Raw genomic sequence first — 22,532 nt, forward strand, 5'->3', positions numbered from 1 at the left:
CTCACCTTCTCAACCAATTTCTACGCCTTGAATCTAACCGTCTATCCTAGCTGTACACCGTGTACCCTCCCTCTCCCGTCTTCGGTACCAGTTCTATACCAAGACACTGAGAAGGGTGCTTCGCTCGGCGGCAGCCTGGAGCATCGGAATTCACAGCAATCCCCAGAATTCGCTTGCATTCCTCGCAATAATTTCCTAAATACACCCTTGCGGGGCAGGAACCATGGGCAAGCACGGCGTATAAGAACAAGAACCTTGGTCGTAGGACCCTTTTGTCACTGGCAGGCTCTTATCCCGCGCAGGCGACCAATGGAAGACGCCTACGAAAAGCTCGCACAACGTCTGGATGCGACACCCAACGGATTTCCGCGCACTGAGAGCGGAGTAGAACTGCGCCTATTGGCCAAGCTTTTCACCCCAGAAGAAGCCGCCCTGGCAGCGGAGTTGCGGCTCGAGCCACAGACTGCTGAGGAGCTGGCGCCACGCCTGGGGCGGGACCGCCAAGAGCTGCGGCAAATGCTGAAAGGCATGCTGAAAAAGGGACTGATCGATGCGGAACCTGGCAGGGGCGGATTTGCCTATAAGCTTATGCCGTTTGTGGTAGGGATTTACGAGCACCAGAACGCGCAGATCGACGAGGAGTTTGCGCGCCTGTTCGAGGAGTACTATCGCCAGGCCTTTCACCGCGTCATGACCATGGCGCCCTCGGTCCATCGCGTGATTCCAGTGGAGGAAGCCATACCCTGGCAGGTTGAGGTCCTGCCGTACGAGAGGGCCAGCCACTACATTGAGCAGGCGCGGGCATGGGGTGTGCTAAACTGCATTTGCCGCGTGCAAAAGCGGCTGATCGGCCAGGGCTGCCGGCATTCGGTGGAGAATTGCCTTGTGCTCTCGCCAAGGCCTGGGGCATTCGACCACGCTGACACAATCCGCGCCTTGAGCAAGGAGGAAGCATTAGCCATCTTGGCCGCTGCCGAACAAGAAGGGCTCGTCCATTCCACGTCCAACATCCAGGAAGGGGTCACCTACATTTGCAACTGCTGCATCTGTTCTTGCGGGGTGATGCGAGGCGTGGCAGAGTTCGGTGCTCTCAGCGCAGTCGCCCCTTCCTCTTTGCAAGCGGACGTCGATGCTTCCCTATGCACCGCGTGTGGCACCTGTGCCACACGCTGCCAGTTTGGGGCTATCGTTCTGCAGGACGCATGCGCTGAGGTGGATGTGCGGCATTGCTTTGGTTGCGGTCTGTGCGTCAGCGCCTGCCCTTCAGGTGCCATGCAGTTGGTAGCGCGCTCTCGGAAGGAACACCAGCCCCCTCCGCGTACCGAACAAGACTGGCGACGTCTGCGCACGCTTGCGCGCAGCAAAGCGGATGGTTCAGACGCCTCTCAATAGCAAGAGTCTACGGACGAGGGACCCCACGTTCCCAAGGCAGGACCGATGAAGCATTCTACAGGCGGATAGGCTGAAGCGTCCTCGCGCCGGCCCTAAGTGCCCATTCTCGGCCAATGAAGTACCGTGCCTCGGGGCCCGCTCGTCCTTTGCAGCTCTCTGCACCCCGAAGAGGCCTCGCCCCCCTTTGCCTTAGGACCCCAGGGCGCGCCTCTTAGCGCCCGCGCACATCGCCCTTGCCTTTCTCCTCTGCGTGGTGCTTAATGGTGTGCGCTTCGTAGATGAAGATAACCTCCTCAGCGATATTGGTTGACAAGTCGGCGATGCGCTCGAGATTCTTGCTAATGATGATCAAATGTAGCGCCCGCGAGATCGTGCGAGGGTCTTCCGCCATGTAGGTAAGAAGCTCGCGAAACACTTGGTCATCGAGCTTGTCCACCTCGTCGTCTCGCACGCACACTGTCCTTGCCCTTGCCACATCACCGGTCACAAAGCTGTGGATGCTGTCTTTCACCATCTGCTGCGCAAGCACCGCCATGCGTGGGATGTCGATGAGCGGCTTCAGCTGTTCCTGTTCGCACAAGGCCAAGGAGCGCTCGGCAATGTTCACCGCGTGGTCACCCATGCGCTCCAAGTCATTGTTGATCTTAATGGCAGAGGTGATGAAGCGCAGGTCAACCGCCATGGGCTGGTGGAGGGCAAGAAGTTTCAGGCACTGGTCTTCAATAGCGAGTTCCAGGTCATTGATGGCCTCATCTCCGGCGATGACCGCCTCAGCCATTGCCTTTTCCCGTTCAATCAGCGACTCGACCGCCTTGTTGATGGCCCCTTCCACCATGGAAGCCATCTGGGTGAGGGTGGCTCTGAGCTCCTGGAGCTGCTCATGAAAGTGACGTTCCATGGAATTTTACCTCGATTGTTAGCCAGCCGCTCTCATCCGAAGCGACCGGTGACATAGTCCTCGGTTCTTTTTTCCCGAGGCCGCGTAAAAATCTGATCTGTCTCCCCGAATTCCACCAGCTCCCCCAGGTAAAAGAAGCCTGTATAGTCCGAGACGCGCGCTGCCTGTTGCATGTTATGGGTGACAATGACGATAGTATAGCGCTCCTTTAACTGAAAGATGAGCTCCTCAATCTTCTGCGTAGCAATGGGGTCCAGGGCCGATGCCGGCTCATCCATCAGAATGATCTCCGGGCGCACCGCCAGGGCACGCGCGATGCACAGCCGCTGCTGCTGCCCTCCGCTCAGGTCCATGGCCGATTTGTTGAGACGGTCCTTGACCTCATCCCACAAGGCCGCATCTTTGAGGCTTTGCTCCACGCGCTCGGCCAACACCGCCGGGTCACGCATACCGTGAATCCGCAGACCATAGGCAACATTGTCGAAAATGGATTTGGGAAATGGATTCGACTTCTGAAAGACCATCCCCACCTTCCGTCGCAGTTCCACCACGTCCAGGCGCCGGTCATAAATGTCAACACCGTCAATGTAGATGTTGCCCTCCACGCGCGTCCCAGGGATTATGTCGTTCATCCGGTTAAGCGAACGCAGGAAGGTGGACTTGCCGCACCCCGACGGCCCGATCAGAGCAGTCACCTTGCGTTCCTCAATATCCATGGTAATGCCGGAGAGGGCCTTTACGCGCCCGTAGTAAAAACTAAAGTTCTTCGTCTGGATTTTGATGATTCCCATCTCGGCGTCCTGTTCAAACCGATGCTAAGCGCGGCGAAACCTTCTTCGCAGGCGATAGCGAATAACGACTGCTCCCAAGTTGAGGAGGAAAATCAGCATGACCAGCACCAGCGCCGTGCCATACGCCATGGGCCGCACCTTCGCAATCTCGTGGTGCTGCGTGGACATGATAAACAGGTGGTATGGGAGCGCCATGAACTGCGTGGTGAGCACCTTGGGGAAGGGGGCCAAGAACGGCCAGAAAAAGGCGGCCCCGGTAAAAAGGATGGGCGCCGTCTCTCCGGCGGCCCGCGCCAAGCCAAGAATGGTGCCGGTGAGCATCCCGGGCACTGCATACGGGAGGACGTTGGTCCGAATCGTCTGCCACTTCGTCGCCCCCAAAGCCAACGCCCCTTCGCGGTAGGAAAAGGGCACCGTCTTGAGCGCCTCCTCACTGGCGGTAATAGTCCAAGGCAGCGTCAAAAGCCCTAACGTCAAACCCGCCGAGAGGACCGATAACCCAATGCCCAGGGTGAGCACGAAAAGCCCCATCCCGAAGAGCCCATAGACAATGGAGGGCACGCCCGACAAGTTGCGGATAGCGACTCTGATAAGTCGGACGAACCGCCCTTGCTTGGCATACTCGTTCAGATAGATCGCCGCACACATCCCAAGCGGCACCGACACCGTCACGGTCACGATGCTCACCCAGAAGGTACCGACGATGGCCGGCCATATCCCGCCAGCGGTCATCCCTTTTGCCGGTTTTTGCGTTATGAACTCCCACGTGACCGCTTTGCCGCCCTTGGCCACAACATCATACAGGATGAACACCAAGACGGCGAGGACAATCAGCGCAGCCATCCCGAGCAGTCCAAAGCCGATGGCTTCGGTAACTTTTCGCCACCACTTTCTCATCGACGTACCCTCTGGTAGCGCTCAAGTACAATGTCGGAGACAACGTTAACGGCGAAGGTCATGCAAAAAAGCACCAGCCCAATGACGAAGAGCGATTGGTAATGCAAACTGCCCTGCACTGTCTCACCCATCTCGATAGCGATGGTCGCGGTCATGGTGCGCACCGGGTCAAGAAAAGTCTTGGGAACGGCTGCTGCGTTTCCAGTTGCCATGAGTACGGTCATCGTCTCACCGATTGCTCGTCCCATGCCCAACATCACGGCAGCAACAATGCCTGAGGAAGCCGAGGGGAGCGTCACATGGATCAGTGTCTGCCATTTAGTGGCTCCGAGGGCAAGAGAAGCACTCTTGAATTCTTGGGGCACCGAGACAATAGCGTCTTCGCATATACTCACGATAGTGGGCAATGCCATTACCGCCAAGAGCAGTATCCCGTTCAGTGCACATAGGCCGCTTGGAATGCCGAACACCCGCGCGATGGTTGGGCCGACCAGAACCACTCCCAGAAAACCCACTACCACCGAAGGGATGCTGGCAAGAATTTCCACCGCTGGCTTGAGTACCTCGCGCACCGCGGGCGGCGCCACATCGGCAAGAAAAGCAGCACAACCAACGCCTATCGGTACTGCGATGATCAAAGCGCCCACGCTCACCATGAGCGTGCTGAGAATCATGGCCCACAAGCCATAGGAAGCCCGCTCTGGCGAGGTTGGGTCCCACTGCAGCCGAAGCAGAAACTCGCTAATCCCAATGCTCTTCAGTGCTGGCAGGCTTTCGGTGAACAGGAGGGAAAAAATACCCAACAAGACCACGATGGCCAATACGCCGTTCGCGGCGAAGAACAAGTGAAGGCTCTTTTCCTTGACATCTCGCCAAGAAAAAACACGTCCACGCAGGTTAGTATTTACTGGTACCGCCAAGACACCTCCCAGCTGCTTGGACCTCCTTCGCCTTGCGATGCGACCTGCGGCGGCTATTCACTTTGTCGAAATGTAGCTCTTTCATGTTACAACCATGTTACGAAAGGGCGCTTCAGACGAAAATCTTCGCCCGAAGCGCCCTTCCTACTGGAGGAGTGACCTAACGTCGTGCGCTTTAGAAACCGAGCTTCTTGTTCGCCTCCAGGTACTTGCCGGATACGGGATAGAAGCCCATCTCCTGCACCACCTTTTGACCCTCAGGGCTCAGTTCAAACGTTATGAAGCTCTTGACTGCGCCCTTGGGTTTCCCGTTGGTGTACTGGTACAGGGCACGTGCAATAGGGTACCGGCCAGAAGCGATGTTCTCCATCGCCAAAGGCGACACCCCAGGCGATTTCACATCCCTAGAAATCTCGAGTACCTTAATCCCAGGAACGAGTTGTCCGTTCTCGTCGCGCACGTACCCAACTCCCACATAACCAACCCCACCCTTGTCGGTCTTTAACGCCTCGATGATCTGTGCGTTGCCGTTCATCTGCTTCATTCGAGGCGAATAGTTCTTGTTGCCCAACACAAACTCCTGGAAGAAGACATAAGTGCCGGAGTTTGGCTGTCTTCCGTACAAGGAAATGGGCATGTTCGGTCCACCCACCTCGCTCCAGTTGGTGACTTCACCACGAAAGATCGCACCCACCTGGTCCTTCGTGAGTTTGTTCACCGGGTTGCTTGCGTTGACCGCGATAGAAAGCGCATCTATCGCGATAGCGATCTCTACCGGAATGACGCCATTCTCCTTCGCCTGGGCGTACTCTTTTTCCCTCATCTCCCGGGAAGCGTTAGCAATGTGCACGCGGTTGGCGATCAGCGCGGCAATACCCACCCCCGAACCGCCTCCCGACACTGCGCAGCCCACCTGCGGGTTTTTCTCCATGTAGACCTCAGCCAGGCGCTGCACCAGATTCACCATGGTATCCGAGCCTCTGATCTGCAACAACTCTTGCCCGAAGAGCAGAGCGGGAATGAGTAGGCCCGCTGCTAGCACTGCAATCGCTCTCCTCATTGCTGCACCTCCTTCCTTTCGTTGATGATATCACTCGACCACAATCTTGCCGGAGTTATAGTTGTACGAGAGGGTGAGACGCACGGTGAGATCGTCCTTAACGCCCTCTTTGCTGTACTTCTTGATCAGCACGTTTGGCATCACGTGCACACCAGCGACCGGGATGTAATCCAGCCCGGCGATGAGCAGCTGCTCCTCGTCTTGTTCACCTCCAAGAAGTGTCCCATTGGTGAACTTTGTATAGATGGTCGAACTGGTGTTCGGGTCATAGTAGTCGTAGCGGGCAAAGGCCTTAAGTCTGGGCAACGGGGTGATGGCGTAACCAAAAACGGAGTATCCAAAGCGCTGCACATCTGCCTTGGTCGAGCTCTTGATTGCCCCTTGCTCCACCACGACCTCTTTGATGCCAGACCCAGAGTTTGTCCTCTGGAAGACTTCCGCGCCAAGCGAGAATCGCGGGTGGTCGTAGCCCACGAAGGCCTTCAGCGTGTGGTAGCTATCGGCCAGGCGGTAATCCTTCGCCGAGCTGAGCTGGACCGCCGTCTGCGGGTCCCGGGCAGAAAGGTTTTCATAGTCCGCATAGCCCTCGATGATCATGCCACGCACGGGTGTAAACCACAGGGCATAGCCGACCTTCTTGAAACGGTCGACCTCCGCGGAGCCATACCCGGAACCGTTGTATATACCCAGCCAGTGGTGCACCCTCGTGCCCAGTAGGTCACCCTTGAGCGCCACACCCATGTCCGCCGAAGAGGAGATCTTGTTGAGGTCCATGATGGTCTTCTCTATCGAGCGGTAGGCCCACAGCTCCTCGCTGTTCTTGAAGGCGTTCGTCTCGATCATACCGACGAACAAATCGTGCCTGGGAATGAGCCCAGTCCACTGAAGGAAGGCATGCTTGACGAAGGGGTTAATCTTCTTTTCGGTGCCAAACTTCTCACTCTCCGACTCCAGCCGAAAACGAACCTTGATGGCATCGGTGATGTTGTTCTCGAAGGTAAAATAGATCCGCCGGAAGGCGAACGCGTTGCGATCCTTTTCCGCCGAGAAGTGGTTCTTTAGGTTGTAGTAGTAATCACCGAAGATCACGCCGTCGATTTTGGAAGTAGTCTGGGCGGTCACTGCCGCAGCCATCAGCAGACTCGCTAGCCAGAATGGAAGCGTTCTGAGTCTCATTGTCCTTCCTCCTAAAGTTTCGTTGCCATGAAAAGCTTTCTCTTCGACGTTCCAGCGCAAAGTCACCCTGTCGCCATGCTTTGCCCTCCTTTGCTTCACGCCACCAAGCGCTTGACCCATCTGAGGTGGCCGTGTCCAACGCGCCTCTTTCCATTTACGCGTGGCAAATATAGCAACGGGATGTTACGCGCAGATTACGCGCAGGTTGAGGGAGTGTTAAATCGACACAATCGGCAGGTGTTTTTCTGGGTGGATTTGCGGTCCTCCAGGCGGCGCCTAGGCGGCCCGAAGCATGAACCAAAAGCGGCTCCCTCTGCCTAGCTCGCTTTCCACCTGGACTCTGCTGCCATGCTTTTCGACGATATGCTTGACGATAGCGAGGCCGAGTCCAGTACCGCCCATGGCTCGCGAGCGTGACTTGTCCACGCGGTAGAAGCGCTCGAAGATGCGCAGATGGTGCCTTGGGTCAATACCCACACCCGTATCTACCACCTCCACCAGCACTTCCCCGGGTGGCGCCCCCTTAGCGCTGACAGTCACGGAGCCCCCCGCCCCCGTGTACTTGATCGCATTGTCCACAAGGTTGGAGAGGACGATGTGCATGGCATCCGGGTCCATCAGGGCCTTCAAGCGGCGATCCGCCTTGACCTTCAGCTCTATGCCTTTCTCGGTTGCCCTCTCGGCAAACTCTTCGGCTATACCCCGAAGGAGCCTATGCACAGGATAGGGCACAAGCGTGGGGGTTACCTTTTCTTCGCTCTCTGCAAGGGTGAGGAGGTCGGAGGTGAGGAACTCTAACCTCTGGGCTTGCTCACGGATTCGGCGCAGGTAGCGCACTCTCTGTTCCGCCGACATCCTCTCCCAGTCGGCCAGAAGTGTTTCTGTGTAGCCAACGATAGCCGTGAGGGGCGTCTTGAGTTCATGCGAGGCATTGGCGACAAAGTCTCGCCTTATTTCCTCCAGATGCTTCAACTCGGTGATATCGCGCAACTCGACCAGAGCGTGGCACACATTTTCCGCCCCAGCACCTATGGCACTGGCACGGTAGGCAATCCAACGTCGACGCTCTCCGCTGAATACGGCCAGTTCACCTTCGACAGTGCCTCCATTGGCCAGAACATGGCTCACCGCACCCAGAATATCTGCCGAGCGGACCAGCTCCACGAGGTTCCGCCCTGCGACTGGCACCTCGTCCTCTTCCAGAAGGCGAAATACTGCCCGATTGGCGTGCAACACCCGCCTGTGTTCATCCACCAAAAGTGCCCCACAAGCAAGGTGCTCCAGAACTTGCAGAAGTCGAGCCTCGGTTGCCTGTCCTGCGCTCGTGCGCTCCTGGAACCGGGAAAAAACGTTCTGGACTGAAAGTGCCAATTCGCCCAGCTCGCCACGCCATTGCACCGGAAAGTTGGCTCGATCTTCGCCGGTCTCCAATTGCCGACAAGCCTCTATGATCTTTCTCAGCGGGCGAGTTATCGCACCACTCAGCAGAACGGCGAGGGCACCGACCAGCACCACACCCAACAAGGTGCCCCCAATGAGGATGAAAAGAACGTCGTGGAGGCTCTGTTCCAAATGTTCTGCATAGTAGGCCAACCGGACGAAGCGAACCGGGAGAGCGTGGTTGTCCACTCGGGCCGCAGAATAGTACAAGCGGCGCCCAAGCGTAGCGCTGGGGCGAAGGCATAAACCCATGCCCTCGCGCCCTGCCTGCTGTACCTCGGGCCGGTCACCGTGATTTGCCATGTGGGGAACCCCTTCGGGCCCCACATCCGAATCGGTCAGCACCCGGCCGTCGTCCGCGATCAGTGTCACCCGCGCCTGCGTGATCTCCCGAAGCCGGTAGGTGAGGGCCCAGAGCTCGCTCTCTTCTTCGGCACCCCGCATGGCCTCCCGTTCCACAAGAATCTGCGCCAACCGGGTATTACCCCGCAGTTCCCTGAGGGCCTGTGTGGTCAAGTAGCCCCTCACCGTGCGGTACAGAATGACGTCGAAGAACAGAAAACCTGCAGCGGCGATCACGATCGCGGCAATAGCAAATCTCCCCCGCAGTGAGCTTTTCACGATAATGCTACTCCTCCACGTTTGCCCGGTAACCAAAGCCCTTTACGGTCTGGACTAGTTCCGCGCCAGGGCCCAGCTTCTGCCGCAGGCGTCTGATGTGCACATCCACGGTGCGCTGGCCGCCGTAGTAGTCGTACCCCCAGACCTGGTCCAAGAGCTGCTGCCGCGACAACACCCGCCCCTTGGCCAAGATGAGGGAGCGCAACAGCAAGAATTCCTTGGCAGTGAGGGCCACCTCCTTGCCGGCAACGGTCACACGATGGCGGGAAAAATTCACCTGGAGCTGCCCCCAGCTGAACACCTCATCGGTCCCTTGACGCAGGCGACGGAGGAGGGCTTTCACGCGCGCCACCACCTCGCGCGGTCGAAATGGCTTGGTGATGTAGTCGTCCGCGCCCTGCTCCAGGCCGTGGAGAATATCCGCCTCCTCCGAGCGAGCCGTGATCATGATAATGGGCAGCGTGGCTGTCTCCTCGTTCCGGCGGAGCGCGCGGGCCACCTCCAGGCCGCTTCTCCCGGGCAGCATAAGGTCCAAGAGTACCAAGTCCGGTGGCCGCTCTTCAATAGCGGCCAGGCCATCATCGCCATCACTAAACACTGCGACCTCAAAGCCCTCCTGGACCAAGTTGTGCCGCAATATTTCTGCAGCGTCAGGATCGTCTTCAACAATGTAGATGGTGCCATCCATATTTGTGCTCAACGTTGACTCTGCTCCAGGAGATTGACTTTCACCGGCAAGGTCACCGACAGGCCTTTCCCCGGAGCCACCCGAAGGTTTTCCGCCTGATAGCGAAGACCTACAGTCTTCATTCCTTTGCCCGCCGTCCCCGAAGCACGTACGCGCACCAATACGGTCCGTTCAGCAGGTAAGATGATTTTCTCCGGACCGGTCACAACCTGGTCGGTTCTTTCAGCAACGAGTTCTAGCGCAAGGGGTAGCTTGTTCTCCACCTGGATATCCCTGGACCGTCCGGGTACCAGATCGACGCGTTGATTCGCTACGGTTACGCCTTGGGTAAAAAGCGCCTGCAGGTAGCGGGCCTCGCCGATCAGTAAGCTCTGCCAATAAACAACAGTCCGTCGCGCGCGTAACGCCTCCTTGATCCCGTCTACATTACGCTGGCGAGCAAAGACCAGGGTCATAGGGCGATGCTCCCCGGCAGCCAAGTCGTACTCCATCGCCATCGGGTTATGGGCATCGGAGTTCCCCATGAGCGTCAGGCGCTTGTCCGCACACCACGTCTGGACCTCCGGGTAGTACTCACGGGCATTGACCACCTCGATACCATGGAGCCAGCCTTTCTGCAAGAGCTCGGTGTGCTCGTCGTACCATACTGGGACAGTACCAGGCTGCCGCCACCCGGGATGGTTCCAGAAGACGAAGGCGCCTTGGTCAATAGCGGCCTTGATGGCCTGGCGCCAGTCCTCCACCGCCAAGGCGTCGGCGTCGCTGAGGAAGATAGCGTTGAAGTGTCCCGGCGGCATGGAGCGGGTGATCTCGCCCCCTCTGATGAGAATGAGACCCAGCTCCTGCGCTCGTGCTGCCGCATTATCAAAAGAGGCGTTGCTCGAGCCTGTCACCTCCGCATGCTTGTGGCGAGGCTCGAGATGCTCGGTCAGCGCAATGGCGTCCAACCCTTCGCGCCAGGCTTCCTCAACACGGACCGTTGGCCACACTGCGCCGTCGGAAAAAACCGTGTGCAGGTGAAAATCGCAGGCCAGAGTCACATAGCCAGGGATGTCCGGGAAACGAAGCGCTTTGCGTTCGCCAGCCGGCGCTGGCAGTTCCAGCAAGAAAAGAAGGCCCGCAAGAGCCACGCTCCTTCTTAACCACAGGTTGCGATTCATTCGTCCCTCCCGCTACTCGATACGTCTTCCAAAGGGCACAAGCGCAAGATTCGCCAGCTTCAGGTGCTGCTTAGCAAAAGGCAAGCCGATGATCGTGAGGGCGAGCAAGGCTGCCAACACCAGGTGCAACACGGCTATCTCCAACCCTGCGACCAAGAGCCAAAGCACATTCATGAACGTGGCCAAGCACCCTGTCAACCGTTCTGTGCTGACCACCCTTCTGCCGAACGGCACGAGGGCCAGAACTGAAAGCTTGAAGCATTGCACGCCGAAGGGAATCCCGATGACAGTGAGACAAAGGATAAGGCCCCCGAAGAGATACAACAGGAAGATGAGAAAACCACCGAGCAAAATCCAGAGGATGTTTCCCAGCACGCTCATTGCTGCCTCCGCGCGTATATGCTTGCGCCACGGCGGTCTCGGCTCGCCCGCCCACTGCCTTTTGTAATATACGCACTCCCGGCATAAATGTCCAGAACTTTCTCTTGCCCTTCCCTTCTCTATCGAAGCGAATGAGGAAACGCAAGGACCGCCACGAAAGCCAATTAACGACACGCTTGTCAACCGCCGCCCAGGCTTCCGACTCCCGCTCGCCGCCTGCGCACCTTGAGAGCCATTTTCTCTGTTCATGTCGCGTGGGCGACAGTTTTCTTGTCGAAAGGATCGAGAGATTCTTCCAAGGAAGGGAACGAAGAAGGCAAAAGCGGACCTCACCATGAAACCCTTGCAGGGTTGCAAGCGCTTGTGCTGTTGGCCGTGGTCATCGTTTTTGTGGCCCAGTTTTCGGCCGGGCCGAAGAAGCTACAACGTGGGGCAGAGCACCCTGGTCAGCGCACCGCGCAGGCCGGCGCTCCCTCACGTGCGGCACTTGCGAAGCGGTGAGGAGGACTACGGTCGGTTGTGCAGGACTCGGGGATGAGCACAGCCGATGGGCCGCTGAATGGAAGACCAGGCCTCCAATAGTCTCTTGTAAACCTGAAGAGTTGTTGGCTGAAGGTGGTAGAAATCCACGCTCGCAGGTGCCTCGTCGTGCACCTTTGCCGGATTTGCAAAGGAACCATTGACACTTAATTGGCACGGGAGTACCACATCTTGACGGCCGCCTAGTCAAGAAGAGACCCGTTACCACAGAGTCCGTCACCAGTCCCGCCCAGGGGCAAGACCCACGCAATTTGGTGACAAGGAACCGCTGCCTCGCCAAGTAAAGCAGGGAATACTCAGAACTCGCCACAGCGCAACAACACGATGGTGCAAGCCCGCAGGCATGTGATGCCGGCGGCAGTGAGTACCTTTTCAAGCTCCGGGCACTCCGCGCCCGGGTTAAAGATAACGCGGCGCGGGCGCAAGGCGAGAAGAGCTGGGGCCAGCTCCCGGCTTTTGTCGCACCCCACGTAGAGGGTTACGGTGTCTACCGGAGGCGCCACCTGTTCGAGGGCGCTCACAACAGGCAGCCCTTCTATCTCCCGATAGACAGGGTGCACGGGGATGACGCGGTAGCCCTGCTCCTTGAGCAGGCGCAGTGCCCGATTGGCAAACCGATGCGGCTTGGGGCTGGCTCCCACCACCACGACGGTTTTCTCCTCATGGTCCATCTCCATTCTCTCCTCTGCCGAGCTCAGCGTTGGACGCGCTCCAGCCCGGTCCCCTGGCGAGCATCCGCGCGCTTCAAGAGAATGGCGAATACCAAACCCAGCACTCCCAGGCTGGCAAACATGAGCAGGCTCGCAGTGTAGGTCTTGGTCAGGTCGCGCAGCAGACCATTGAGCAGCGGAAATAGTCCAAGTCCGATGTTCTGGATGGCCGTCATCAGCCCGAAAGCCGTGCCAACCCGTTCCTTGCGCACGATGAGCGGCACCGAGGGCCACATGGCCGCCGGCACAAGCACAAAGGCCGCGCCAAGGGCAACCATGGGATACGCAGGATAGATGCGCGTCAGCCCCATGAGCAAATGGGCCGGAATCATCAGCAACGAGCCGACGATCATCAGCGTAGCACGCCTGCCAACCTTGTCCACCAGTTGCCCGGCAAAGGGCGCCAGAACCATGGAGGCGAAGATGATGATGGATGAAATGCCTCCGGCCGTGCTGAACATGTGGAGAAAGTTGTTGAACACCTGCCGCAGGAACCCCCCGCCTGCCTCCGCGTAACGCGCGATGCCCCATTTGTCGACGAAAAAGTCAGTCGAGAGCGCAGTGAACGGAAAGATGGCCGAATAAAATGTGACGCAGAGAAGGGTCACGTACCAGAACGGGGCGCCGAATGCCTTGATGTCGCTGAACACGATCCGCTCGCCGGCGCCTTCTTCCTTCAGCTTCAGGATCCGTTCCCCACGCTTGTCCATTACCACGTAGAACAAGTTGCCGACCAGCGAAATCGCACAGGCAATGACTGCCACAAGCAGAGCATACCGATAGCTGCCAAAGTAGCCGCTTATGAGCTCTCCGGTATTGAAGGCGAAAAGGGTGCCAAGGCGGCTCACGGTGAGGGTAATGCCAAAGGAGAGGGCCAGTTCTTTGTTCTTGAACCATCGGGCCAGAATGGCGCTTTGTGCCACGATGAGTGGTTCAGAACCGGCGCCGAACACGAATCTCCCCAAGAAGACGAGGGGCAACGAACGTGCCTGCCACACGATGGCCGCACCAAGGAAGACCAGCGATGAGAACATGACGCTCGCCTTGCGCGTGCCCAGCTTGTCCACGAGCATGCCACCCACCAGGACCGCCAGCACCGCCGCCACGCTGTACATGGTGTACATGGTGCCCACGGTGCCGCGCGCCGCGCCCAGCTCTTCCACCAGGGACGGGGCAATGGCCCCCACGATGTCGTACGCGAAATAGCTCCCGAACGACAGCGAGGCTACAAATAGGAGAATGGTGAAACGATACAAAGCCTTAGAGGGGTGAAACACCCCCACCTGCATACCACCATTTCTGCTCATTGTATCCTACCCTTGTCTGTTCTCAGTAACCTGTGTCTGAACCCTCTCTTGCTCCACATCACCATGCCAGCAAAGCCACCCTGCCGTCGGCGTCAGTCGCCGCCAGCTTCCTGTGCCCGGCTGGGGTGACGGTGTTGACCACGGTGACGCCAAGCCGATGGCGCCACGCCACCGCACCTGTTGCCGCGTCCAGGGCATAGACGTACCCGTTCTTCGTGCCGAAAAGAAGCAGTCCCTCGTGCTCCACAGGCATCGACGGGGCGATGTCGTACCCGTAACCGCAAGGGGAAAGCCACACCGGCTCTGGTGCCTCTGCCGCACTCGCTATGGCCACCACGGTATCCACCATGCAGCGCACGTACACGCGCGAGCTATCCTCGGAAAGCCCGATGGCTTCTCGTACCCGATGCCGGCCGGTGCGCCAGACCTCCCGTCCGGACTCAGCATCCAGGGCGGTCATGTGGCGATCTGGGGCCACGATGAACACTTTCCCTTTTGCGGCCACCGGCCAGCAGGCCGCCGGCGAATAGAGCCGTCCTGGCCTGCCACCCTGCCAGCGCCAGACCTCTCTGCCGCCGGAGGCGTCCACGGCATAGAGGTAACCATCCCAAGCACCGAAGATCACCTTGCCACGGTACAGCAGTGGGCGCGTCTCGATGAACCCCCCAGCTCCTCGGAAGGTCCAGAGCGTTCTGCCCGAAGCCAGCTCCAACGCATGCATGGCGCCGTGCCCGTCACCCACAAAAACCACTCCGTGCTCAATGCGTACCGAGCCAACCACCGGCGCGCCAACAAAGACTCGCCATCTAAGGCTTCCGTCGCATGTGCGCAGACAGTAGACGCAGCTGTCCCCGGCGCCGCACACCACGCAGCCTTCGGCAATATCTGGGCGCCCATGAACGGGTCCCCCTGTCTGAAACTTCCAGCGGACCTCGCCCATAGCCAAGTCACAGCAGTGAATGACTCCCCCGGCATCCCCGACGACCACTACGCCTTCGCCCACCGCAGGCGGAGCAGCGATCGTACATGGACCCTGGTACGACCACACGGGCCGAACGTCGGGGTACTGCGCGTTCACCGCAAAATCCGGACGTATGGGCCGGGACCGCGGCTCTTGCGCTCGGCGGCGTAGCGGCAGCAAATGCCACTGGCGCAACTCAGCGACGCCTACCATGGCTTCGTAGAAAATGAGGCTATCCTTGGTTACCCTGACGATGGTATAGCCGGCCTGCCCCGTTCCGCGCAGGGTGGAGCGCCCCATCACCCCTGGAATGCCCTCGAATTCCATCGCCCTGTTCGCATGCCCATGCCCACACAAGATTGCCGGGACGTCGCGCTGTCGGAGTCGATCGAGAAGCTCATACCAGTTGTCCACGGACTCATCGATGGGGTAGTGGGTGACCACGATCAGCGGCGTCTCCAGAGGTATCCTTGCCAGCACAGAGTCCACCCAACGCAAGGTCTCCCGACTGAGGTGCCCGTCACCCATGCGCATGACTGGGCCCTGGTGCAGGCCGATGAAGTGATACTCGCCCTGAGTGAAGGAAAAGCACTCGCTGCCCCAGAGCCTCGAGAAGGCTGTGCATCCAGATTCCGACCACTTGGTGTCGTGATTGCCGGGGATGATAAAGTAGGGAACGAGGAGACTATCCAAGAGCCGCTTTGCCAAGCGAAGTTCAGCGGTGGCGCCCATTTCGCTGACGTCTCCCGAGACCACTGCGAAGCGACAACTACGTCGCCTGTTGACGTCGGCCACCACCGCCCGCAGGTCTTCTGCTCCCGTGCCTCCGCCCACGTGCAGATCGGTCAGCCAGGCAAACTGGAAATGCTCCTGCGCACCGACGGCGAGGCATGAGAACAGAAGCACCGTCACCGCGCAAAGTGCACGCAGTCTCATCGGCACACGATCTCCTGGAAGCGGTCCACGGCAATGTTGCCGCCACAGAGAATGACGACGGCGTTCGCCTCTTTGGGTGGGTGGACCGCGCTCAGGTACTTGAGAGCACCGGCCACCGCCACGCCGGCTGCCCCCTCCACCACCAGGCGGTGTTCCCGGAAAACACTGCGTATCGCTTCCGCGATCTCCTCTTCACTCACCAGCACCCACTGGTCCACCAGCTTTTGGCACAAGGGGAAAGTGATAGAGCCAGGTTCAATGCCGCCAGCAGTGGCGTCCGAGAGCGTGGGGTAGACCGGGACGGCTACAATGCGGCCGGCCCTGATGCATTCGTACATGGTGGGCGAGTTGCTGGGCAGACACCCTACTGCCTGCACCGCCTTCCTGCGCCCCTTGAGGTAGCCGGCACTCCCGGAAACCAGACCGCCGCCTCCCACTGCGGCAAACAGATAGTCCACGCGGCCCAATTCTCTCTCCAGCTCGACTGCCACCGTCCCTTGACCGGCTATCACTTCGAGGTCATTGTACGGTGAAATGTACACGGAACCCGTGCGTGTAGCCTCCTTGCGCGCCTCCTGCTCGGTCAAGGCACAGTCGAGGCAGGCAAACCGCAGCGTGACCGGATATCGACGCAGGGCAGCGACTTTTTGCGGCGCTGCGTCCTCGGTGAGAAAGATGGTAGCTCCAATGCTTAGTTTTTCTGCCATATGGGCCACAGCCAAGGCATGGTTGCCGGTAGATGCCGTCACCACCCCATTCCGGCGTTGATCCTGGCGCAGAGAAAGCAACTTGCTGGCTGCACCCCGCGCCTTGAAGGAGCCGGTTATCTGCATGTTCTCCAGCTTGAGGAAGACATTGCAGCCGAGCATATCGCTGAGCCACGCGGAATACTCCAGGGGCGTTACCCGCACTAAGGGCCGAATTCTCCGCGCGGCCATCCCCACCAGCTGACGCAGGCCCCTGGCGTCGATTTGATCACCGAGCTTATACATAAAGCTTGACCTTGGGCCTGGGGCGAAGGCCTGTTACCTGCACGCGTCCCTGGCGATATGTGACCGTGGCCTGCTTCTCGCCGTCGTCGTACTCCAGGCGACCGTCCGCTCCGCCATAGACCTCGAGTAACACTACCGGACCCACCTGGTTGTCGGTGTGCTGGCGCTCCTGGCCATAGGGTATGATACTGCCCGCTTTGACATACATGGGCATGGTGCGAAGGTCAATCCTCCGCTTGATCCACTGGCCCCGCGAGCGAATTCTTTTCTTGGTCCAAAAGTCCCACCACGTGCCGGCGGGCAAATAGAGGACGCGCCACGAGGTCTCTGCCAGCGGCTGCAGCACGGGTGCGATCAGCAAAGAGTCGCCGAATAGGTACTGATCCTCAATGTGCCAGACGTTGCGGTCCTCGGGATAGTCGATGACGAGCGCGCGAACCATGGGCTTTCCGGTGGCCGAGCACTTTCTGGCCTGGTCATAGATGTAGGGCAGAAGACGATAGCGCAGGGTAGCATACTGCCGGAAGATTTCCTCTGCTTCGCCGCCAAAAGTCCACGGTTCGCGAGGGTTGTCATTTCCCGCGCCGTGACAGCGGGCATGGCTGGAAAAGAGCCCGAATTGCGCCCAGCGCACGTACAATTCCGGGTCGGGCCTGCCTATGAAGCCACCAATGTCATGCGAAAAAAACGGAAACCCTGAAAGGCCCATGCTTAGAGCGCCCCGCACCGTGCCCGCAAGCCCAAAGAAGCTGCACTGGCTATCGCCTCCCCAGTGTACGGGATATCGCTGGCTACCTGCTGTACCGCTGCGCGCCCAGATGATCCACTCTCCGGTCACCTCGTGCACCGCCTGAGCGATGGCAGCGGCATAGACCAGCGAGTAAAGGTTATGAAAACGCCGGCCGGCAATGCGCGCGTAGACCGCCTCCTCCGGGATACCCTCTCCAAAATCCACTTTGATGGTTGAGGCCCCCATGTGCAACAGCCCCTTGATCTGCGCTGTGTACCACTCCACCGCCTCGGGGTTGGAAAAGTCGATGATCGCGTCATCCAGCCACGTCCCTTCCAGATGCGCAGGGTGGCGGAACACGTCTCCCTTGCGATCTTTCGCAAAATAGCCCCGCCGTACTCCCTCGATGTAGTTGGGATTGTTTGCCCGCGGTGGCACAAAATTGTACTGCCAGAGGCTGACGCGAAAACCCTGCCGCCGGAGTTGGGCCATGTGTCTCTCCGGCTCGGGGAAGCGCGTCGGTGAAAAACGCAGGTCGCAATTGAAATCCTCCTCGAACCAGTACGAGTCCAGATGCAGGACGTCGCACGGGATGCGTCGGGCGCGCAGGCCATCTGCGACCTCGTGGACCACGTCCCATGAGGTGTAGCTATTGCGGCTCATCCACAGACCAAAGCTCCACACGGGCGGCGTAGGGGCAAAGCCGGTCAGGGTACAGTAGCGCCGCAAAATATCGGCGGGGGTAGGTCCGTGAATGACAAAGTAATCCAGCTCTTCGTCCTCTACACCAAGGCCCAACGTAAAGGCCTCCATGGTGCCGATTTCCCACTCCAAGCGGGCGGTGCTGTTCACAAACAGTCCGTACCCTTGGGTGCACCAGAGAAACGGCACGTTGATGTAGCTCCGTGGCGTGCTGGTACCGATGGCGTCTTTGTTCCAAAAATCTACCGGCCTCCCTTTCCGCGCCACGTGCTCAAAGCGCTCGCCCAGCCCGTAGACCTCGTCCTGGCCGTGAAGCACGAAAGCGTCGAAGCAGGCATGCCGCCCCGGAAGTTCAGCCAAGGACATATCAAAAATGTCCGCGGTGAAGAGCTCGCTTTTCCGCTGCTGCCAGAAGAGTCGGCCTTGTGCGTCAGAGGCCCAAAGGCGAAAAGGTTCACGGTCGATGTGCAGGGTCATTGCTGGGGTTTGTGCATCCCACCCATTCGGGCGCTCGCGGACCTCCACAGGCACATGGGGCTCCGGCTTTCCGACGAGCATGCGCGCCTGGGGTGGCGGAAAGTCACCCTCCTCCACCCGGCTCCAGCCAAAGCGCACGCGGAACACCTCCGCCGACCAGAACGTGATCTCCACAGTGGTCTGTGGGGGCTCCCTGTGCTCTTTTTCCGCCAGCTGGTGCATGTGCGTCTCGTGCGTCCACACCGTGCGGTTGACAAGACTCCGGGACGCGCAACGTATGAGCAGGGTCTGCCCTTCGTGTTGCAGGGCCAGAACCTTGTGAAGACGATGAAACAGCACCTGCTCCCCACGCTTGAATGCCATTGGGCCGCGGAGTTGTGCTGCATCGCCTGCGACAGTTGGGGTACTGTGCCGAACCGGCATCTTGCGACCTCTCCTCCTTGCCTTTTCCACGTTCGCGAAACCCCTACCCACTACGGCTCACCGCCGGGTGAGTTCATGCAACTCAAAAAGTTTCGGTATCGGGTCTTTGAAGCCGAGGGGCGAGTACTCGCCGGTGCCCGGATTGAGCTCGTACCTTGCAAAGTCTCGGTGAACGATGCGCTCGACCATCTCAATCCAGCGATCGATATCCTCCTTGCACGTGTAGCAGCCAAAGCTTGCACGGACCATGCCGGGCAGGGTACTGCGGTCCCCGCTCAGTACCTTCAGGCGCCACCCCTCTGCCTCGGCGCGGCTCAGTCCCAGAAGGTGTACCACGTAGGGATGGGCGCAAAAGCAGCCGTTGCGCACCCCGATGCCCCCTTCGTAACCCAACACAGCGGCGACCAAGGCGTGATGCACCCCCTCGATGTTAAACGGGATGACACCCACGCGTTCGCCCGCCTTTGCTGGGTCCGTCTCGCCATAGAGTCTGACACCTGCGATGCGGCGAAGCTTGGTGAGAGCGTAGCGGGTCAACTCCTCCTCATGCGCGGCGACCTTCTCCATGCCGATATCCATAAGAGCCTGGGCTGCTGCTGCCATCGCCACCGCGCCCACGGCATTGGGGGTCCCTGCTTCGTCGCGCTCGGGGGGATCGGCCCAGTCCACGTGCTCGATGGTCACCGCCTCGACCGTGCCGCCGCCGCAGTATTCCGGGTCGCCACAAATGAACGCCGCCTTGGGACCAATGAGGGCACCGCTGCCAAAGGGGGCGTACATCTTGTGCGCCGAGAGTACCACATAGTCCAAGTGCTCAGGGTCATCAGAAGGCTTCATGTCGATGCGTCGATGAGGCGCGAGTTGCGCGGCATCCACCAGGATTTCGGCTCCAGCCTCGTGCGCCTTCCGCGCCAGTCGGTGGATGGGGGGAAGGTATCCGGTCACGTTGGAGGCACCTGTGACCGCTACCAGACCAATCCTCCCGGCATGAGCTTTGAGCTGTCGATCAAAATCCTCCTCGTCCAGGCGGCCGTCGGGAGTAGCGCGCACGCGCACCACCTGTGCACGCCGCCGCCAGGGCAGGTCGTTGGAGTGGTGCTCCAGAAGGGTGCTGATCACCACAAAACCCTTCGGCAGACACAACCGGTAGGAGAGCTTGTTAATGGCGCCGGTGGCGTTCACGCCAAAGATGACTGTGTCGTGGCGCAGGTTGGCACCCACAAAACGCGCCACAATCTCCCTGGCCTGTTCAAAGACCTCAGTGCTCCAGCGCGACTTGAAACCCGCGCCACGGTGGACGCTGGCGTAAAGGGGAAGAAACCGCTGGACGCTTTCCACCACCTTTGAAAAGGCCGGAGTGGTGGCTGCGTTGTCCAGGTTCACGTAACGGACTGTCCGCCCATTGAGCAAGGGCACCCTGTGGTCCCAGCCGACAATCTGCTTCCTCAGGTCCAGTTGTCGAGCGATCTGCTTCATATCCTTCCCTCATGCCTGCCATTCTTCCAGCAACACCCGCTGGGCAGCTGCCACGCCTGCTCCCGGCTCAAAGGCATAGCCACAGGCACGCAGACCATGTTCCAGCGCGCCCACGGTGGCGAGCATGTCCCCGCGCGTAGTGGCCCCCATGTGGCCGATGCGGAAGTAGCTCCCTTTGAGCTGGGGGTGGAGGCCCCCGGCGAGGATCACCCCCGCTCTTCTCACGTGAGCAAGGAGCTCTGCCGCAGCCACGCCTTCGGGCAGGTATGGCGCAGTCAAGGTTGAGGCCGCACATTCCTCGCACCTTGGTACCTGGCGCAACTCCAGGGCCTGCACGGCTGCACGACAAGCTTTGCCCAGCGCCCGATGCCTAACCACACGCGCCTCCATTCCCTCAGCGAGGATTTGGCCTAAACTCACCTCCAGGGCCGCCACCAGGTTGACGGCCGGCGTGGCAAAGTAGCTAGCCTTGCCCTCCTCATAGGCCTCCATGATGGGCAGCCAGTTGCCCCAGTCCACGTAGTAGTTTCCCACTGGGCTGCGACGAGTGCGCCAGGTCTCCAGAGCCCGCGTGCTTGCCATGAGCAGCGCCAGCCCGGGTGGCACGCCAATGGCCTTTTGGGAAGCGGTAAGCGCCACATCGAGACCCCATTCCTCCTGCCGCAGCTCCTCGGCCGCCAGTGAACAGACGCCGTCCACGACCGTTAGCACGCCGTACTCCTGGCCAAGGGCGCCCAAGGGTTGAGGATCCACCAAAACGCCGGTCGAGGTATCCACATGCGTGATGGTCATCAGCTTGAAGCGCTGCCTTCTGAGCGCCCGCTCTACCTCAGAAGGGTCGATGGTCTCTCCCACCGGAGCCTCAAGCACGGTGACCTCTGCTCCATAGCGGCGCAGCAGGTCCGCAAAACGGGCGCCAAAGTAGCCGGTCGAGAGCACAAGCGCCTTGTCGCCAGGTTCGATCAGGTTTGCCCCAGCCATCTCCATCGCCAGCGTGCCCGACCCGGCCACGACGAATGGCTGGCCTGAGGGGCAGCGCCAGACTTCGCGCATCCTTCGCAGCGCCCGTGCAAAGACAGCTATGAATTCGGGCGCCACATGGCTCGTAGTAGGAGCGCCCGTCGCCGCCAGAACCTCGGGCTCAAACTCGATGGGGCCCGGTATCATAAGCAAGGCTCGGCCTTTCATCGCATTCGCCCTCCATCTTTTACCCCATCTTCAGCACCCTCCTTGCTGACCCCCTGCATCACGCCGCTTTCCTGCAGCAAGAGGCGTAACTCCGCGACTTGTTCCTGGTTCAGGGGCAGCAGCGGCGGCCGCACCGGCCCCCCGTACAGGCCGATCATGTCCATTGCCTGCTTGAGCGCTGCCACCCCCCAACGTCGGGTGACCGCACCGTTGAGCCGTACGAGACGCAACTGCAGCCTTCGTGCCTCACTCCATTCTCCACCCCGCACGCATTCCCAAATTGCGCAACATTCGGCTGGGGCAATGTTCGCAAGCGCCATAATCCCTCCTACCGCACCCACGCTCAACGCCGCCAGGAAAAACCCAGCCGAACCAGCAAGAACCGAGAACCCAGCCGGCGCGGCGCGGCATACTTCCGCCATGGCTACCAAGTTTCCACCTGAATCCTTGATGCCCACGACATTGGGGTGCTCCGCAACTGCCAGCACCGTCTCCGGCGTCATGTCGACTCCGGTATTGGCAGGCATGTTGTAAAGGAGTACGGGGATCGGTGCCGCTTCGGCGACGGCTAAGAAATGGCGCGTCAGTGCTTCCGGGGTCATGCGGCTTCGGTAGTACGAGGGAGTAACAACCAGGGCAGCGTCGGCTCCTACTCGCGCGGCCTTT

At 59.6% G+C, this 22,532-nt stretch carries 18 protein-coding genes and 1 pseudogene; 1 reads left to right on the forward strand and 18 read right to left on the reverse strand.

Features of this window, described 5'->3' with window-relative positions:
* The first annotated feature begins 1,062 nt into the window (after positions 1-1,062).
* Positions 1,063-1,275 (forward strand): annotated as a pseudogene (locus ONB25_13440) (4Fe-4S binding protein).
* Between the two features lie 328 nt (positions 1,276-1,603).
* On the opposite strand, the gene phoU reads toward ONB25_13440, so the two are convergent.
* The 18 genes from phoU to ONB25_13530 form a co-directional block, all read right to left on the reverse strand.
* Positions 1,604-2,290: a phosphate signaling complex protein PhoU gene (gene phoU, locus ONB25_13445; protein MDZ7393888.1), complete on the reverse strand. Its 687-nt coding sequence runs from the start codon at positions 2,288-2,290 to the stop codon at positions 1,604-1,606.
* Between the two features lie 32 nt (positions 2,291-2,322).
* The gene (gene pstB, locus ONB25_13450) at positions 2,323-3,081 is read right to left on the reverse strand and encodes a phosphate ABC transporter ATP-binding protein PstB (GenBank protein ID MDZ7393889.1); all 759 of its coding nucleotides are present in this window, start codon (positions 3,079-3,081) and stop codon (positions 2,323-2,325) included.
* A gap of 24 nt (positions 3,082-3,105) precedes the next feature.
* Positions 3,106-3,978 (reverse strand): phosphate ABC transporter permease PstA, encoded by an 873-nt coding sequence (gene pstA, locus ONB25_13455; protein ID MDZ7393890.1) that lies wholly within the window; start codon positions 3,976-3,978, stop codon positions 3,106-3,108.
* Positions 3,975-4,898: a phosphate ABC transporter permease subunit PstC gene (pstC, locus tag ONB25_13460; GenBank protein MDZ7393891.1), complete on the reverse strand. Its 924-nt coding sequence runs from the start codon at positions 4,896-4,898 to the stop codon at positions 3,975-3,977. Before pstC ends, pstA begins: the two co-directional genes overlap by 4 nt.
* Before the next feature lie 175 nt (positions 4,899-5,073).
* A complete protein-coding gene (locus ONB25_13465; protein MDZ7393892.1) occupies positions 5,074-5,958 on the reverse strand; it encodes a phosphate ABC transporter substrate-binding protein in 885 nt (294 codons plus the stop codon).
* Positions 5,959-5,988: 30 nt separating this feature from the next.
* On the reverse strand, positions 5,989-7,134 hold the full coding sequence (locus ONB25_13470; protein MDZ7393893.1) for a hypothetical protein: 1,146 nt from the start codon (positions 7,132-7,134) through the stop codon (positions 5,989-5,991).
* Positions 7,135-7,410: 276 nt separating this feature from the next.
* Positions 7,411-9,195 carry an ATP-binding protein gene (locus tag ONB25_13475; protein MDZ7393894.1) on the reverse strand — a complete coding sequence of 595 codons (1,785 nt, stop codon included), beginning with the start codon at positions 9,193-9,195 and terminating at the stop codon, positions 7,411-7,413.
* Between the two features lie 7 nt (positions 9,196-9,202).
* The gene (locus ONB25_13480) at positions 9,203-9,883 is read right to left on the reverse strand and encodes a response regulator (protein ID MDZ7393895.1); all 681 of its coding nucleotides are present in this window, start codon (positions 9,881-9,883) and stop codon (positions 9,203-9,205) included.
* An 8-nt stretch (positions 9,884-9,891) separates the two neighbouring features.
* Entirely contained in the window at positions 9,892-11,043 is a 1,152-nt protein-coding gene (locus ONB25_13485) for an Sb-PDE family phosphodiesterase (protein MDZ7393896.1), read from the reverse strand.
* Between the two features lie 12 nt (positions 11,044-11,055).
* Complete coding sequence (locus tag ONB25_13490) at positions 11,056-11,424, reverse strand: YccF domain-containing protein (protein ID MDZ7393897.1); 369 nt, start codon at positions 11,422-11,424, stop codon at positions 11,056-11,058.
* A gap of 836 nt (positions 11,425-12,260) precedes the next feature.
* Positions 12,261-12,635, reverse strand: coding sequence for a CoA-binding protein (locus ONB25_13495; GenBank protein MDZ7393898.1), 375 nt, complete (start codon positions 12,633-12,635; stop codon positions 12,261-12,263).
* A gap of 23 nt (positions 12,636-12,658) precedes the next feature.
* On the reverse strand, positions 12,659-13,981 hold the full coding sequence (locus ONB25_13500) for an MFS transporter (protein MDZ7393899.1): 1,323 nt from the start codon (positions 13,979-13,981) through the stop codon (positions 12,659-12,661).
* A gap of 58 nt (positions 13,982-14,039) precedes the next feature.
* Positions 14,040-15,878, reverse strand: coding sequence for a PQQ-binding-like beta-propeller repeat protein (locus tag ONB25_13505; protein ID MDZ7393900.1), 1,839 nt, complete (start codon positions 15,876-15,878; stop codon positions 14,040-14,042).
* On the reverse strand, positions 15,875-16,870 hold the full coding sequence (locus ONB25_13510) for a threonine/serine dehydratase (GenBank protein ID MDZ7393901.1): 996 nt from the start codon (positions 16,868-16,870) through the stop codon (positions 15,875-15,877). The genes ONB25_13505 and ONB25_13510 overlap by 4 nt, the downstream gene beginning before the upstream one ends.
* Positions 16,863-19,202 carry a DUF4968 domain-containing protein gene (locus ONB25_13515; protein MDZ7393902.1) on the reverse strand — a complete coding sequence of 780 codons (2,340 nt, stop codon included), beginning with the start codon at positions 19,200-19,202 and terminating at the stop codon, positions 16,863-16,865. Before ONB25_13515 ends, ONB25_13510 begins: the two co-directional genes overlap by 8 nt.
* Before the next feature lie 57 nt (positions 19,203-19,259).
* The gene (locus ONB25_13520; GenBank protein MDZ7393903.1) at positions 19,260-20,678 is read right to left on the reverse strand and encodes an aminotransferase class V-fold PLP-dependent enzyme; all 1,419 of its coding nucleotides are present in this window, start codon (positions 20,676-20,678) and stop codon (positions 19,260-19,262) included.
* A gap of 9 nt (positions 20,679-20,687) precedes the next feature.
* On the reverse strand, positions 20,688-21,866 hold the full coding sequence (locus ONB25_13525) for an alanine--glyoxylate aminotransferase family protein (protein MDZ7393904.1): 1,179 nt from the start codon (positions 21,864-21,866) through the stop codon (positions 20,688-20,690).
* Positions 21,863-22,532, reverse strand: a 670-nt coding sequence (locus ONB25_13530) for a dihydrodipicolinate synthase family protein (protein MDZ7393905.1), incomplete at its 5' end; no start/stop codon positions are given. The genes ONB25_13530 and ONB25_13525, both read right to left, overlap by 4 nt.

The sequence above is a fragment of the candidate division KSB1 bacterium genome (assembly GCA_034506335.1).
GTDB lineage: Bacteria > Zhuqueibacterota > Zhuqueibacteria > JANLFK01 > Oleimicrobiaceae > Oleimicrobium.